This window comes from Metabacillus dongyingensis (assembly GCF_019933155.2).
GTDB lineage: Bacteria > Bacillota > Bacilli > Bacillales > Bacillaceae > Bacillus_P > Bacillus_P dongyingensis.
Map to the genome: position 1 here is coordinate 150863 of NZ_OK052578.1, position 15794 is coordinate 166656.

Annotated in this window: 13 protein-coding genes and 1 pseudogene; 13 read left to right on the forward strand and 1 reads right to left on the reverse strand. The window is 37.2% G+C overall.

The features are described 5' to 3' along the window. Window positions 1-125 precede the first annotated feature (125 nt). Window positions 126-1469: a 2-hydroxycarboxylate transporter family protein gene (locus K8L98_RS25505; RefSeq protein ID WP_243551639.1), complete on the forward strand. Its 1344-nt coding sequence runs from the start codon at window positions 126-128 to the stop codon at window positions 1467-1469. A gap of 163 nt (window positions 1470-1632) precedes the next feature. Then, complete coding sequence (ystJ, locus tag K8L98_RS25510) at window positions 1633-2880, forward strand: NADP-dependent malic enzyme (protein WP_243551585.1); 1248 nt, start codon at window positions 1633-1635, stop codon at window positions 2878-2880. Window positions 2881-3506: 626 nt separating this feature from the next. Here ystJ and K8L98_RS26640 read toward each other — a convergent pair. Continuing rightward, a complete protein-coding gene (locus tag K8L98_RS26640; protein WP_275976779.1) occupies window positions 3507-3641 on the reverse strand; it encodes a hypothetical protein in 135 nt (44 codons plus the stop codon). 314 nt (window positions 3642-3955) lie between these two features. Here K8L98_RS26640 and K8L98_RS25515 point away from each other — a divergent pair, with 314 nt between their 5' ends. The 11 genes and pseudogenes from K8L98_RS25515 to K8L98_RS25565 all read left to right on the forward strand — a co-directional run bounded on the left by K8L98_RS25515 (window position 3956) and on the right by K8L98_RS25565 (window position 15543). Then, entirely contained in the window at window positions 3956-4669 is a 714-nt protein-coding gene (locus tag K8L98_RS25515) for a FadR/GntR family transcriptional regulator (protein ID WP_243551587.1), read from the forward strand. 60 nt (window positions 4670-4729) lie between these two features. After that, entirely contained in the window at window positions 4730-5665 is a 936-nt protein-coding gene (kdgD, locus tag K8L98_RS25520) for a 5-dehydro-4-deoxyglucarate dehydratase (protein ID WP_243551641.1), read from the forward strand. A 78-nt stretch (window positions 5666-5743) separates the two neighbouring features. Beyond that, window positions 5744-7204: an alpha-ketoglutaric semialdehyde dehydrogenase GucD gene (gucD, locus tag K8L98_RS25525; protein WP_243551589.1), complete on the forward strand. Its 1461-nt coding sequence runs from the start codon at window positions 5744-5746 to the stop codon at window positions 7202-7204. A 43-nt stretch (window positions 7205-7247) separates the two neighbouring features. After that, complete coding sequence (locus tag K8L98_RS25530; protein WP_243551591.1) at window positions 7248-8258, forward strand: mannonate dehydratase; 1011 nt, start codon at window positions 7248-7250, stop codon at window positions 8256-8258. A 76-nt stretch (window positions 8259-8334) separates the two neighbouring features. Next, window positions 8335-9333, forward strand: coding sequence for a tripartite tricarboxylate transporter substrate binding protein (locus tag K8L98_RS25535; RefSeq protein ID WP_243551593.1), 999 nt, complete (start codon window positions 8335-8337; stop codon window positions 9331-9333). A gap of 91 nt (window positions 9334-9424) precedes the next feature. Next, the gene (locus K8L98_RS25540) at window positions 9425-9877 is read left to right on the forward strand and encodes a tripartite tricarboxylate transporter TctB family protein (RefSeq protein ID WP_243551595.1); all 453 of its coding nucleotides are present in this window, start codon (window positions 9425-9427) and stop codon (window positions 9875-9877) included. 12 nt (window positions 9878-9889) lie between these two features. After that, entirely contained in the window at window positions 9890-11395 is a 1506-nt protein-coding gene (locus K8L98_RS25545; protein ID WP_243551597.1) for a tripartite tricarboxylate transporter permease, read from the forward strand. Window positions 11396-11484: 89 nt separating this feature from the next. Further along, a pseudogene (locus tag K8L98_RS25550) lies at window positions 11485-11574 on the forward strand (protease); the annotation flags it as partial. 499 nt (window positions 11575-12073) lie between these two features. Continuing rightward, window positions 12074-13411 (forward strand): spore germination protein, encoded by a 1338-nt coding sequence (locus K8L98_RS25555; RefSeq protein WP_243551599.1) that lies wholly within the window; start codon window positions 12074-12076, stop codon window positions 13409-13411. Beyond that, complete coding sequence (locus K8L98_RS25560) at window positions 13404-14483, forward strand: GerAB/ArcD/ProY family transporter (protein WP_243551601.1); 1080 nt, start codon at window positions 13404-13406, stop codon at window positions 14481-14483. The genes K8L98_RS25555 and K8L98_RS25560 overlap by 8 nt, the downstream gene beginning before the upstream one ends. Beyond that, a complete protein-coding gene (locus K8L98_RS25565) occupies window positions 14470-15543 on the forward strand; it encodes a Ger(x)C family spore germination protein (protein WP_243551603.1) in 1074 nt (357 codons plus the stop codon). The genes K8L98_RS25560 and K8L98_RS25565 overlap by 14 nt, the downstream gene beginning before the upstream one ends. Window positions 15544-15794 lie beyond the last annotated feature (251 nt).

Below are 15794 nucleotides of genomic sequence, written 5' to 3' on the forward strand. Positions count from 1 at the left end.
ACTAGAGTAAGATAATTACAACAAAATGAGAGCGGTTACTTTAAGGAGGTCGATAAAATATGTCTGCAAAAAACCTGAAAGAACAAGCGATAAATCTTCAACGTCAAGAAAATGAGGAGCAATACATGGATCCAGCAAAAAAAATGCAAACGCTTCATTATATAGATAAGAAAGTTGAAAAACAAAGCTTTTTATCTAAACTTAATGAATTGAAGATAGGAGTTATTCCCTTACCACTTTATGTAGCATTAGCACTTATTATTTATGGAGCATCTGTATACAATCAGCTCCCGCCTGATATGATTGGCGGTTTTGCCGTTATCATGGTTATGGGAATTTTACTTGGGGAAATAGGATTAAAAGTTCCTATATTGAAGGATATTGGAGGCCCAGCGATACTAGCACTCTTAATTCCGTCTATTTTGGTATTTTATAATTTGATTAATCCGGCTGCAATGGAAGCGGTCACAACCTTGATGAAAACATCTAATTTTCTTTATCTATATATCTCTTGTTTAGTTGCAGGAAGCATACTTGGGATGAACCGAAAAGTCTTAGTCCAAGGGTTTACACGTATGTTTGTTCCACTCGTATTAGGAACGCTTGCTGCAGTAGTAGCAGGAGTTTTAGTTGGATCATTGTTTGGATATGACATGAAACATACATTTTTCTATATTGTCGTACCAATTATTGGTGGTGGTATAGGAGAGGGAATCTTACCGCTTTCTCTAGCATACTCGCAAATTTTAGGTACATCTGCTGAAGGCTTTGTATCCCAAATGATTCCGGCTGCTGTCATTGGAAATATTGCTGCGATTATTTGTGCAGGTTTAATGAAACGTTTAGGGGAGAAAAGACCTGAACTAACTGGAAATGGTGTACTTGTAAAAGCAAAAGGCGGCGATGGGATTTCAAAGGAAACGAATATTAATAAACCTGTCGATTTTTCGCTAATGGGTGCCGGATTATTGATTGCCTGCAGTTTCTTCATCTTTGGCAGTCTCGCGCATAAATTCCTTGGTATTCCTGGTCCTGTACTCATGATTGTGGCTGCCACACTAGTCAAATGTTTGCAAGTGATGCCTGCAAAAATGGAACAAGGAGCCTATCATTTATATAAATTTGTTTCAACAAGCTTAACATGGCCTCTTATGGTTGGTTTAGGTATCCTCTATATCCCATTAGAAGATGTGGTGAAAATTGTAACTCCGGGTTATGTTGTCGTTTGTTCTGTTGTTGTTATTGCGATGGTAGGAACCGGGTATATTGTTGGGAAAGTGATGAATATGTATCCTGTTGATTCAGCGATTGTAACAGGCTGTCACAGCGGTCTAGGCGGAACAGGTGATGTAGCCATTTTATCAGCTTCCAACCGTATGTCATTAATGCCGTTTGCACAAGTTGCAACAAGACTCGGCGGTGCGTCAACTGTTATATTAGCAACGCTGTTAATGAAATTATTAAGTTAAAAACTAGTTAAACTAGTGTAAACAGACGACATGTGTAAGGTAAATGCTTTAAACATTATAGGGAGAACACTAAAGGGAAAAGAGCAGCGAAACTACTACTCAGTCCTAAGTTTTCTACTTTCAACTAGAACAGAAAAATTCAACAAATGGAGAGATACGAAATATGTCAACTTTACGTGATGAAGCATTAAAGATGCATAAGGAAAACCAAGGAAAACTAGGTGTCTATTCTAAAGTTCCAGTACGAGATGCGAAAGACCTAAGTCTTGCTTATTCTCCAGGTGTAGCAGAGCCTTGCCTGGACATTCACGAGGATGAAAGCAAAGTATATGACTACACAATGAAGGGAAATCTAGTTGCCGTTGTTTCAGACGGAACAGCTGTACTTGGTCTTGGAAATATTGGTCCGAAAGCTGCCATGCCTGTTATGGAAGGAAAGGCATTGTTATTCAAATCCTTTGCTGATGTGGATGCATTTCCTATCTGCTTAAATACAACAGACCCGGATAAAATTGTGGAGGTCGTCAAATTATTAGAGCCTACTTTTGGTGGGATAAACTTAGAAGATATCGCAGCACCTCAATGCTTTGAAATAGAAGATCGTTTACGAAAAGTTTGTGATATCCCTGTTTTCCATGATGACCAACACGGGACGGCCATTGTGACCGCTGCCGGGTTAATCAACGCTCTTAAACTGGCGAACAAAAAAATAGAAGATATTCGTGTGGTGGCAAATGGTGCAGGTGCTGCAGGCGTGGCAATTATCAAGCTATTACTTCATATGGGTGTAAAAGATGTCATTTTATGTGATACAAAAGGAATCATTTATAAAGATCGTCCGGTAGGGATGAATAAATTCAAAGAAGAAATGGCCCGCATGACAAATAAGGAACAAAAGCAAGGGACATTAGCAGATGCTCTTGTTGGAGCTGATGTGTTTGTAGGGGTATCAGCTGCAGGTGCTGTTACGAAAGAAATGGTTCGTTCTATGAATCAACATCCGATTATCTTTGCCATGGCTAATCCGGTACCAGAGATCATGCCGGAAGTGGCAAAAGAAGCAGGAGCACTCGTAGTAGGGACTGGACGCTCTGATTTCCCAAATCAGGTCAATAATGTGCTCGCATTCCCTGGTATTTTCCGCGGTGCTTTAACCGTTCAAGCAAAAGAAATTAATGAAGAAATGAAACTTGCTGCAGTTTATGCAATTGCAGGATTAATTTCAACAGAAGACCTTCACGCGGATTATGTGATTCCAGACCCATTTGACCGAAGAGTAGCGGCTCATGTAGCATCGGCTGTTGCTACCGCAGCAATGGAAACCGGTGTTTCGCAAAAAAATGTCAATGTAGAAGAAATCAAAGAGCATCTATTAGCATTATCTGAGGAAAAACAACCTGTTTTTAGATAATTTAACCGACTAATACTCAAAAAAGGTTGTTCAATTCTTACAAACAATCAGCTCAAACCAAACGGGGGCAGGTTAGTTAAACAAAAAGACAATCACAAGTATATTATGGGATAAGTAAATATCAATAAAAAAGCTCAGTAAAAAAATCTGAGCTTTTTTTCAAGGCTAACGGAAAATCTTGTTTTTGAATGGAGTAAATAGGGTTTTTTAATAAAACAGTAAACGATTAATTCTTATCAATAACATCAATTTGGAGAAAAATAAAAATAAGATTGAGAATTGAATTTTCATATTACAGCCAAGAGCAAACCCTTTATTGTGGGGTTTGCTCTTTTTTTAGATCGATATAATGTTGCAGTCGAAATCCCTGTGGCTTCCTGAATCTCTTTAACTGTCATTCTCTAAGAATGAAATATGGCCATAGCTTGATTTTATTTTTGCTGACAATGTTGTTATTTTCAGTTTTATAGTATATAACAACATATATATTATTTATGTTGTTATTGTTGATGTTTAAGTATGAACTGGCATGTTTAATAAAAATTATATAGCGGTACTCGGATAGGCCAACATAGCTATCCAGTTTTTCATAAAAGAGTAAGTATTTTTGTTTTACTTTTTTATCTTCATTCAACTTGTTTCATAATGTCATTATACTTTGACTCTAAAATTTCAAAAAGTTGTCCTTCATCTAACAGTGGTCTAGCTGTTCTAAGATATTCTTCTTCCATTTCCCAGAGCATATTTACATGTTCCATCATAAAGAAACCTTGCCACCTCATTTTACCACGGTCCCTAAGCATTGGATCATCGCCACCTTTCAATTTACTCATTATACAAACGTACGCTCTATATTGACGAGGTGTAAGTTATGAATGTCTATTCAGATATCCCTCTACATGATTACTGGGTAGCCTTTTGACCGTTGTAATTAAAATTTGAATATTTTTATTTTTTAGAATTGACAGTTAATTTTATTTGTCTTACAATTTTAATTAGGAATTAATTTGTCTTACAAATAAACAAAAAGACAATTAAACAAATAAAAGTTCTCACCCAAAAAGGAGGAAGTGTTTTGGGAGAAAAAAAAGAATTTGAAGGTAATATAAAATCAGTCAATCGAAAATCACTGTCAAAACAAGTAATCGATGAAATAATCGATTTACTTATGACTGGTCAACTAAAACCTGGGGAACGATTACCTTCAGAGTTTGAACTGATGGAAATCTGTAATGTGAGCAGGCCAGTTATACGGGAGGCCTTAACTTCTTTAGAAGTTATGGGGATTGTTAACCGTAAAACGCGAAATGGAACATTCTTTTCAAAAAAAGTAGGGAGCGGACCTTTCTCAATGATGTTAGCACTTTCAGCTGGTGATTTGCTTTCAATTTGTGAAATCAGAGTCGCATTAGAGCTGGGTCTAGTAACGTTAGCGGCTGAAAAAATAACAGATGAAGATCTCGCTAAATTAAAAGGAACGATTGATAGAATGAAAGTTTTAACAACAGAAGATTCTTCGGAAGAAGATAAAGAATTTCATATGATTATTGCACAGAGTGCCAAAAATGCTTTGTTTGAAGGCGTCATAAATCCCTTGCAGCAGTTTCATCACAAAATATTAGAAAAAATCCCTTTGGAAGAAAGGGATTTAAAAGAGACAATGCGACAGCATATTGAAATATATAATGCACTTGAAAAGCGTGACCCAATAGCAGCATATGCCAGTATGTATCACCATCTAAATTATGTTAGACAGAAAGCAATTAAAAGTTTAAAACCTGATAGCTAGTTTCCTAGTGTAAGTATTATCTAAATAAAAATAGTTAATTTGGGAGGGCGGGTCACAATGATGGCAATCGAAAGAAAAGCAGTACCAACGGGTATCCTGGGTTTTCCAACTGCTCCTTATAATGAGGCTGGGAAAATAGATGAAAAAGCTTTAGCAGCAAATATTGAATTCTTAGTGAAAGAGGGACTCTCTTCCATCTTTATTGCTTGTGGTTCAGGCGAATTTCATGCAATAAACAAAGCGGAATACCAATCTATGGTGGAAGTAGCTATGTCTGTGGCTAAAGGAAAGGTTCCTGTGTATACAGGAGTAGGAGGAAATATTTCACATGCTGTTGAGGTAGTGACACTATCTGAAGATTTAGGTGCTGATGGCTATTTAATTCTACCCCCATATTTAATTGAAGGTGAGCAAGATGGTTTGTTCAACTATTATAAAACAATTGTCGAGAATAGTGACTTAAATGCAATTGTTTATCAACGTGATAATGCAATTTTACAATTAGATACTCTACAAAGATTATTAGAGTATCAACAAATTGTCGGGCTTAAAGATGGGCACGGTAATATGGAGTTGAACCTTGAACTAACGCAAACAATTGGTGACCGAATTGAATGGCTAAATGGGATGCCGTTTGCTGAAATTACAATGCCGGCGTATGCGCCAATAGGATATAATTCGTATTCTTCAGCAATGTCCAATTATCTTCCGCATATTTCAAAACAATTTTACAAAGCGTTGTTGGAAGGTAATGATCGCCTTGTACGAGGTATATATGTGGATGTTCTTTTGCCAATTAACCGAATTCGCAAGGCCAGAAAAGGCTATGCAGTATCATTGATTAAAGCAGGTATGGAAGTTATCGGATTACCAGTAGTGAATACAGTTCGTCCGCCGGTGATACCTGTAGAGAAGGAACACTATCAGCAACTAGAAACAATTATTAAATATGCATTGGAAAAATATCCTTCAGACAATAAAGAAATCAGTTGTTAGTCAATGTTTGTAAGCGTTTACTTGAATTGCATGGGAAAGTAATCTAGCAATGAGTTTATATTTGAATGGAGGATAACAATGACTATAGAAACAAAGACAAAAACATACTTAAACTTTTTGAATGGTCAATGGGCAGCATCTTCTAGCGGGGAAGTACAAGCAAGTTTGAACCCCGCAAATAGTGATGTTGTAGGCTATGTTCAAATGTCTACAAAGGAAGAGTTAGATCAAGCTGTTTCAGCTGCCAAAAATGCACAAATAGCATGGAGAAAATTATCAGGTAATGAACGAGGAAATTATTTGCATAAAGCAGCGAATGTTTTAGAACGTAAAGCAGATGAAATTGCTGAATGTATGACTCGTGAAATGGGTAAAACTTTACCTGAAGCAAAAGGTGAAACAGCAAGAGGAGTCGCAATTCTTCGATATTATGCTGGAGAAGGAATGCGTAAAGTAGGTGATGTCATTCCATCAACTGATAGTAAAGCATTAATGTTTACAAGTCGTGTGCCTTTGGGAGTGGTAGGCGTTATTACACCTTGGAATTTTCCTGTAGCTATTCCGATATGGAAAATAGCACCGGCCCTTATCTATGGAAATAGTGTTGTAATTAAACCTGCCCAAGAAACGGCAATTACATGTGCAAAAGTTATCGAATGTTTTGAAGAAGCAGGAATCCCTGCCGGTGTACTAAATCTAGTTACTGGTTCAGGTTCAGTTATCGGTCAAGCACTTACTGATAATCCAGATGTAAACGCGATTACATTTACAGGATCAAATGAAGTAGGGAAAAGAATTGGTCAGGGAGCTTTAGCCCGTGGTGCAAAGTATCAACTTGAAATGGGCGGGAAAAACCCAGTTATTGTTGCTGCAGATGCGGATTTAGAACTTGCAGTAGAAGGAACAATTAGTGGAGCATTTAAATCCACAGGACAAAAATGTACAGCGACAAGCCGTGTGATAGTAGAAAGCAAAGTTTATGAAACATTTAAAGAAAAGCTGGTAGCTAAAGTCAAGGAAATTACAGTTGGTGATGGCTTAAAAGAAGGTATTTGGATGGGACCATGTGCCAATGAAAGTCAATTTAAAACAGTACTGGCATACATCGAAAAAGGGAAACAAGAAGGGGCAACTCTACTAATCGGCGGCAAACAGTTGACCGGTGATGCTTATGAAAAAGGATTTTTTGTAGAACCAACTATCTTTGAAAATGTTACTTCTGAAATGACTATTGCTCAAGAGGAAATATTTGGACCAGTCATTGCGCTTATTCAAGTAGATACTCTTTTAGACGCTATAGAGGTTGCTAATGACGTGAAGTTTGGTTTAAGTGCTTCTATTTATACAAGCAACATTCAAAGTATGCTTTCGTTTGTTGAAGAAATGGAGGCTGGGCTTGTTCGAATTAATGCAGAAAGTGCAGGAGTTGAGCTTCAAGCACCATTTGGGGGAATGAAACAATCAAGTTCCCATTCGCGTGAGCAAGGTGAGGCAGCAAAAGAATTTTTCACTGCGATAAAAACTGTTTTCATAAAATAGCACTTTTACATAAAAATAATAGAATTGAAGGTGATTCGATTTGATGAAGGTTTCAGTGACTGCAAATTACTTCGATTTATCAGATAAAGATTTAAAACAGATGAGTCAATTAGGTGTTGATTGTGTTGACTTTGGTAATGGATCATCCTTTCCCGGTGTTAAGGAACAGGGCTATCCAGACCTTGACGCTTTGCTAAAACAAAAGAGAAGGATTCGATCATGGGGTCTTGATATTAATCGTGTAACGCTACCCAATATTACAGAAAACTTTATGAATGACGGCGAAGGCAGTGAGCACGTAATTGAGAGCGCTATCAATTCAGTGAAGGTCTTCGGCGAAGCAGGGATTAAAGTTGTTAGACAAAGATTTGCGGGAGACGTATACCAGGGATTATCAACTCCATATACAGCCTATCAACGGGGAGGTGCAATTTCTAGAGGAGAAAGTTTAGGATTTACAAAAGAAAAAGCGATTACTCCTACTCTGGAGGAAAACATCAAGTGGAGAGAGAGATTTAATGAAGTATATAGTCAAATCGTTCCGATAGCACAAGATTACGATGTCAAAATAGGTATGCATCCATCCGATACACCGCATCCGGACAGTCCATTTGGCGGGCTTGGTTATCATCGGATAATTGATGAATTTCCTAACAAAAATGTAGGTTATATTTATTGTGTCGGAACAAGAGCTGAAGAAGGCGGAAGTTCACTAGTTTTAGATGAGATTAATCATTACGGACGTAAAGGCAGATTATTTCTTATCCACTTTAGAAATGTTAGAGGAAGTCTTGCTACAGCAAAAGCATTTGAAGAAGCTTTATTAGATGACGGTGACTTGAATATGTTTAAGATTCTTTTAGAGCTCAAGAAGGTTGGATATGAAGGCTGTATTAATCCTGATCATGTTCCTATTATGGAAGGAGATTTACCTGATACAGATATAAAATGGTCTAATTCAAATATTGGATGGAGTTCGTCTAGTATAGGGTTTGCTTATTCAGTGGGATATATAAAGGCTTTGCTTACAGCCCTAAACGAATTTTCAGGGTGAATAAATCCTTTTAACTAATTTACTAGTTAAAGAGTTATCTAGTTAAGAAAACAATTTAATTTAGGGGGGATTCTAAATGAAAAAAGTTCTTTCGCTCGTTTTCATGGCAGTTATAATTTTCAGTATTCTGGCCGGATGTTCAAGTACTCAGGAAGCTAGTTCGAATACTTCATCAAGTAATAAGGATAATTTTCCTAATAAGCCGTTAAACATAATTGTAGCTTTTGATGCAGGTGGAGGAACAGACACTACAGCTAGAACACTTCAGCCATACTTGGAGGATGAGTTAGGTGTTACTGTAAATATCATTAATAAACCAGGTGGCAGCGGCTGGGTTGGATGGAATGGAATTGCCAATGCCAAACCTGATGGATACACAATAGGATTTCTTAACTCCCCTAATCTTGCAAGCGGATTAGTCAATCCAACAATGGAGAAGCAAATTGATCTAGATAAATTTCAAACAATAGGAAATCACGTTGCTGATCCTGGTGCTGTAGCAATTCGAGTGGATGACAACCGATTTTCAAACTTTGAAGAATTAGTTGAGTATGCAAAAAAAAATGAAGTAACCACAACAGCAACTGGAGTGGCTGGGGATGATCATTTAGTTACATTAAAATTAAACGAAAAACTCGGTACAAAATTTAGAGCAATACAATTTGAGGGTACTGCTAAGTCTAGAGCTGCTTTCTTAGGTGCACACGTTGATGTATTAATTACCAGTGTTGGCGAAGCTTACCCAATGCATCAAGAAAAGCAATTAAAAGTAACAGCGGTGACGGCTGAGGAAAAATCACCTTTCCTGCCAGATGTTCCTACAGTTGCCGAAGCTGGTTTTGAACCCGTTATCTCTCAATCAACTAGAGGGTTAGCAGCACCAGTTGGAGTAGATCTGGAAAGAATTAAAGTACTCCAAAAAGCGTTTGCGAATGCTGCAAAGAATGCCGAGCACGAAGAAAAGATGAAAGAATTAGGAACTCAGACTCATTATGTCAATGGAGATGATTATATGAAATTATTAGAAAAAGATAAAAAAGATATTGAAGATATAAAAGATTTAATCGGCTGGTAATAAAATGAATACCCGGTTCTTCTTCTGAACCGGGTATTTTTAAAAGAGTTTATTGCATAAATTAGTTATCTCCAAGAAAGGAGTTGTTCTAATGAAAAATTATGGTGTATGGGTTGGGGTTTTTATATTATTATTTTCGATCTTTATGTTTAATTCCTCACTTAAGTATGAATATTATGGTCAGTACGGGCCAGGTCCAGGATTTTTTCCATTGTGGTTAAGCGGCTTACTTGGAGTTTTTTCTATATTGTTTATCCTTGACTCCTTAAGGAAAAATAATAGAATTACCTTTTCAGATGTTCTTCCAAAAGGAAAAATTTTAATCAGTGTATTAAAAGTTGTCCTTTCCATTTTATTATTTATTCTTATTTCTCCTCATTTGGGATTTATCGTTTCCAGTATTCTTATTATGCTCATTCTTCTTATACCTGATTTTAAGTGGACTACCTCGCTTAGTACTGCAACTTCAGTAACACTAATATTATTTGTAGTTTTCAAGACCATTTTGGATATTCCATTACCAACTAACATTTGGGGATGGTAAGGGGGGCAAAGGGTGGATACATTTCAGTTATTGATGTCAGGATTTGAAACAGCTTTATCTTGGCAAAATATAGTGTTTTGTTTAATAGGTGTTTCAGTTGGGATGCTTGTAGGTATATTGCCTGGGTTGGGACCAAGTGCAGGAACTGCGATTCTAATTCCAATGACATTTGCAATGGATCCCATTTCAGCCATTATCATGCTGTCAGGAATATTTTATGGTTCAATGTATGGAGGAACGATTACAACTGTTCTTGTGAACGTACCAGGGGAAGCAGCCTCCGTTATTACAAGTCTTGACGGTTATCCAATGGCCAAAAGGGGTCGTGCTGGTGTGGCGCTTGGGATTTCAGCAATTGGCTCATTCGTTGGTGGAGTTGTTGCTATAATTGGGGTGGCATTTATAGCACCTCATCTCGTTAAATTTGCACTCTCTTTTGGACCTCCAGAATATTTTGCTTTAATTTTATTCGGTATGACCATGGTAGTAGGGCTTGCAGGGAAATCTATTATTCGTGGCATCATAGCAGTTTTAATCGGATTAGTCCTAGCCATGTTTGGAATTGCCCCAAGCTCTGGCGATATGAGATTTACATTTGGAACACCTTTTCTGATAGACGGATTTGACTTTGTAACAATCGCGATGGGGCTTTTTGGTCTATCTGAAATCTTATTAGGTCTTGAACAGCAGATGAAAAAGCCTGAAAAGCCACCTATGGTGAAAGGTTTACTTCCAAATCGGGAAGAAATCCGTCCCTCTGTTATGTCCATAGGGAGAGGAACAGTTTTAGGGTTTTTCTTGGGTCTAATTCCTGGAATAAGTTCTGTTGTTCCGTCTTTGTTATCCTATTCAATGGAGAAAAGATTAGCGAAAGATCAATCACGTTTCGGTAAGGGAGCTATAGAGGGTGTTGCAGGACCGGAAACAGCAAATAACGCTTTTACAGCTGGTGCGCTAATCCCGTTATTTTTATTAGGAATTCCAAGTTCAGCAACAATGGCCGTATTACTGGGAGCATTTGTTTTACATGGTTTACAGCCAGGTCCAACATTGTTTGTTCGTCATGCTGACTTTGTATGGGCAGTTATAGCAAGTATGTTTATTGGCAATCTGCTTTTATTGTTCATGAATTTGCCTCTGGCCAAATTCTGGGCGAAAATAGCAAGTGTTCCATTCAAAATGCTTTTCCCTATTATCATCGCTGTTTCTATAGTTGGTACATACTCTATCAGCAATAGTCTTTGGGATGTTGGCGGGTTACTGGTTTTTGGTTTATTAGGCTATTTTTTAAAAAAGGCCGAAATTCCAGTTGCCCCTATTGCATTAGTATTTATATTAGGAAAAATGATGGAAGAATCACTGCTTCAGACATTAGGATTATATAAAGGCAATTTCTTAGAAATTTTCTCACGTCCTATATCAGGAACGCTAATGGTACTTTCTCTTTTAGCAATAGCTCTTAGCACTTTTGCCGGATATAAAAATAAAAAGAATCACTTTGAGGATGTCGAAGTATAGGATGAAAATTAACCGGCATCTAGCGTATAATTATGTCTTTCGTTGGCAGGACCCCTAGGGATGTGCTAACCATTTAACACATTTCATACATGCGATTACAAGGAAAGAAAATTGTCAGTCTGGTGCATGGTGAATTTGAAGATTTAGAGCTTTGGTATCCAATTCTTAGGCTTCAGGAAGCATGCTGATTCGAAAATAAGAGAAACATTTACCGGCATTGACGGCACGCATCGTAAGCAGGATTTTATCAGAGCAGTGATGGAGGGAATTGTCTTTTCGATACATGAAATGGGGTTGGAATTATCATCTGAACTATAAAAATATCAATAGTTGAAAGCAAGGAATACTCTTTGATGACGAATTAAGGTAAGGAAGCTAATGGTGACAACAAACCACTGATTGAAGTTGCAGCGGGTTTTGTTGTCATTTTTTCTTGCATTTATATCTGATATATCCATTTGTCTTTCTCTTTTTTTTCATCCTCTTTTAAAAAAATCCGCCTTTAAAGTGGCTGAATGGGTGCGGGTGCGGCCATGTTATGCGCCATAGTAAAACGAAAAAATTTCAGCTCTATTACAGAGTCTATGTTATTTATCGAACACTATCTATGTATGCATATTTTAATAATAAAAGGGAAACATTTTAACATTGAATGCATTAACGAAGGGATAATAGTATATGGAATCTGTATTACAGGAAATCAAGGATTCATTAGGAAAAAATGATGATTTCTTTCAGATAGAACAGGAGCTCGGAGACAATTCAGCCGTAATCTTAGGGCTAAAGAGCCTGGTAGATTTCCCAAAGACATTACTGGCTATTCAAAAGCAATTTGAATCCCGGGTTTTGAATACTGAAACAACAGATCAGCGATTGTATGGAATCGGAGAGGTGAAGAATAAAGATAAGAATGAAATTACTTCATTAATCTTAGAAGGGAAAATAATCCTATTTTTCAAGAATGAACAAGATTTCGTACTGACTGTTGATCCATTTTCACAGACACTCAATCGTTCGATTGAGTCGCCTGCGAATGAAAATATACTGCAAGGACCCTTAAGTTCTTTTAATGAAGACATTAATACAAACATAGGCATTCTTCGAAAACAAATTGTTTCAGAAAAGCTGCAAGTTAGATCTTATTCAATAGGCACTGATCAAAAAAGAAGCTTATCTCTTGTCTATTACGATGATCGTGTGAATAGTAACCTTTTGCATAAAATCCTGAATCAAATTGAAAAGAATCTGAACAAGGAACTGAACAATGCACAGGATTTATCTAAGCTTATGGGCATTTCTTTCTGGAGTGTGGTTTCTCACTTCAACACTACAGAGAGTCCACAGGAAGCAAGCATGTCACTATTTAAGGGGAGAATGGTTTTGTTTGTAGACAGAATGCCCCTTGCTTTCATTCTTCCAAGCTTATTATGGGATATGTTTGCAATGGAAAATGATCGGAATTTTCCTTTCCCTCTCATGGTGTCTATTCGGTCGCTGCGGATTATCGGCGTTTTAATAACATTGATTGTGCCCGGTTTATATGTTGCACTGGTATCCGTTAATCCCGAGGTTTTACGTATAGAATTAGCGTTATCTATTGCACAAAGCCGGGAAGGAGTGCCTTATCCTGCATTTGTGGAAATGATCATCATGCTTATAGTATTGGAATTAATCATGGAAGCTAGTGTGAGACTCCCGAAAAGCATCGGGCCGACTATTACAATGGTCGGTGGTATTATCCTTGGGCAAGCTGCCGTCGATGCCAAGTTAGTTAGCAACCTGCTGATCATTATCCTGGCTGCTACTACAATTGCAAACTCAACAATAGTCGGGTTTCAGAATTCAATTTCTATCCGGATTTTTAAATATATTATCCTGATTCTTGCTTCTATTTATGGTGTATTGGGCATATTGGCAGGTGTTTTTTTGATTTGTACATATTGGGCAAGCATCAATACATTAGGAGTACCATTCCTAAATATATATTATTCAAAGGATGAGATTAAAAGTGGATAAAAGTCTCTGCGTCGTACTTATGTACATCTTAATTCATTTAGGACTTATCTTCTTTTTGTACCCTGGAAACATTATTGAAAGTACCGATGCTGGGCACTGGATTCCGATTAGCATTGGGGTGAGTATTCATTTTATTGTCATTTTTCTTTACATGAAAGGGCTTAGTTATTTTCCTAATGAAGACATTATCACCATCTTTTTACGCGCAGGAAAGGGCATTGCTATTGTTTTTTTAGTACCTGTCGCTTTATATTTCCTTGTAATCAACATTATAACGATACGTGCGTATTCAGAAGTTGTTACCATCGTCTTTTTATCTAAGACTCCGCTATGGGCAGTCATGGCATTGTTACTTTCAATTTCAAGCTACTTAACTATTAAAGGGGTAGAAGCCATTTTTCGAACGGGCGTACTGCTAGCCCTCCTCTTTTTGCCTTTAATCTTCTTTATTTTAGTTGTCTCATTTCAGAACGTTGATTGGTATTATGTTTACCCAATATGGAATAAACAATTTTCTTTTATCACAAAACCCTCATACTTAAATAGTTTTTTTGCTGTTGGTGGAGGTTTTTTGTTCCTCGGCTTTGTGCAGCCATTTTTCTCTTACCAAAGGAAAAAAATTCTTTTAGCTGCAATCGTCATCATTCCCTGTTTTTTCATTTCTGTCTATATTCCCATTCTTACATTTGGACAAGCTACAGCTTCCAAGTTTTTGCTTCCTTTTGTCATGGCAATTGATGGAATCAATTTAAATTGGCTGATGTTCGACAGAGTAACCATGTTTTTTTTGATGAGTCTGATCACTTTTATCATGCTTTTCATTTCATTAGTCCTATGGAAGATGGTTAGGATTGTTCACACATGCATCCCTTCCATTAAACCCCATTATCTTGTAATCGCACTCTCTGGACTTATTTATATCATTTGTTTATCCATTCCCAATTGGAATGATATTGAACGCCTATTTATATGGAATACATTTTTGAGATTCTATGTCATGAGTGCAGTGCCAATTTCAATCTTATACCTTGGAATCAGGTCAAGAAAGGAGAGGCAGAATGGGACTGTTTAGACGAATTTTCTTTATGATCATGATTTTACTTTTGACTACCACCTTGAGCGGCTGTTGGGATAACAAGGATATCAACCATCGTGTCATGCCTGTGGTTTTAGGCATTTCTAAGAAGGGGGAAGACTATAAAGTTTTTCTCCAGATTCCCCAGCCTCTGCAGGATTCTATTCAGATCAGAGTTGTTACTGGTATTGGAAAGACGGTCAACGAAGCAGTCAATAATATTAGTGTGAATATGGAGAGCAGCGTAGACTTGCTTCATGTAAAGGTAATTGTAATCGAAAAAAGATTTGCCGAAGAGGGAATGAAAGATCTTATAGGAGGGTTCATGAGGTCCAGAGAAATTCCTGCAAAGGCCTTAGTCTCCATATGTGATGATGACATTGACCAATTTTTTTCTAGTATGAAGCAGGTTGAACCAGAAGGAACCACACTTTTGGACTTCTATGAAAAAAATGCAGGATGGGATCCACAGATCGCTTTGACAAGAGTTTGGCATGTTTACAGGAGTATTCACTCTTACACTCGAGATGTTGCCATCCCCATGCTAAGTCTAGGGGAAACTACTTTAGTAAAGCAAGTCGGATCGGCTGTGATAAAAAATGGACGGTTGGTTGAGGTAATCGGCACTGATGAAACTCTTCTATACAATGCATTTAAAGGAGAAAGTACACAGGGGGAAATAGAAGTCTTAGATGATGCAAGTGTTCTAATTCTCGGTAATACAATGAAATATGAAAGTGAGTTCATTGATCAAAAGCCTTCCTTACAGTCAAAACTCAGACTGAAGGTAATGATCTTAGAAACAAAGGGGAATCCTTCACTGAAACGGATAAAAAAAGAAGTAGAAGCTCTCCTGACAACGCGTTTCAATAAAATGTTCAATAAACTGCAGGCAAGTGAAGCTGATATTTTAGGACTTGGTCAGCTCTTCAGAAATAAGATACCGAGGGAGGAGCTGAAGAATTGGCGTTCAGAATATTATCGTAAATTATCAGTAGACTTCAAAGTTCATGTAGATATTCAGAACGGAGGAAATTTAAAAGAACCATCTAACTAATTCTAACAAACGTTAATCACAAATAATTCAATCTGAAATCCTAAGTGAAAGATAAGTGATTGGTAATAAACAGGGGCAAGAAGTTTAGGATTTACAGTATTATTAAAGTATTTTCAACAAGAGGCAAGATTTCTTTCTAAGGAACACGATATTCCTAAAAATGAGGGAATGGAATCACTCCTTTTTTTGAAAAAAAAACCGCAGATTTAATCTGCGGTTTAACTGTTTAACTTATAAGGGTGAGGATAAGT

Bases quoted from the DNA above. Each gene is read 5' to 3' on its own strand.
- K8L98_RS25505 (WP_243551639.1), top strand. From the start codon at position 126: ATGGATCCAGCAAAAAAAATGCAAACGCTTCATTATATAGATAAGAAA.
- ystJ (WP_243551585.1), top strand. From the start codon at position 1,633: ATGTCAACTTTACGTGATGAAGCATTAAAGATGCATAAGGAAAACCAA.
- K8L98_RS26640 (WP_275976779.1), bottom strand. From the start codon at position 3,641: ATGATGGAACATGTAAATATGCTCTGGGAAATGGAAGAAGAATATCTT.
- kdgD (WP_243551641.1), top strand. From the start codon at position 4,730: ATGGCAATCGAAAGAAAAGCAGTACCAACGGGTATCCTGGGTTTTCCA.
- gucD (WP_243551589.1), top strand. From the start codon at position 5,744: ATGACTATAGAAACAAAGACAAAAACATACTTAAACTTTTTGAATGGT.
- K8L98_RS25530 (WP_243551591.1), top strand. From the start codon at position 7,248: ATGAAGGTTTCAGTGACTGCAAATTACTTCGATTTATCAGATAAAGAT.
- K8L98_RS25535 (WP_243551593.1), top strand. From the start codon at position 8,335: ATGAAAAAAGTTCTTTCGCTCGTTTTCATGGCAGTTATAATTTTCAGT.
- K8L98_RS25540 (WP_243551595.1), top strand. From the start codon at position 9,425: ATGAAAAATTATGGTGTATGGGTTGGGGTTTTTATATTATTATTTTCG.
- K8L98_RS25555 (WP_243551599.1), top strand. From the start codon at position 12,074: ATGGAATCTGTATTACAGGAAATCAAGGATTCATTAGGAAAAAATGAT.
- K8L98_RS25565 (WP_243551603.1), top strand. From the start codon at position 14,470: ATGGGACTGTTTAGACGAATTTTCTTTATGATCATGATTTTACTTTTG.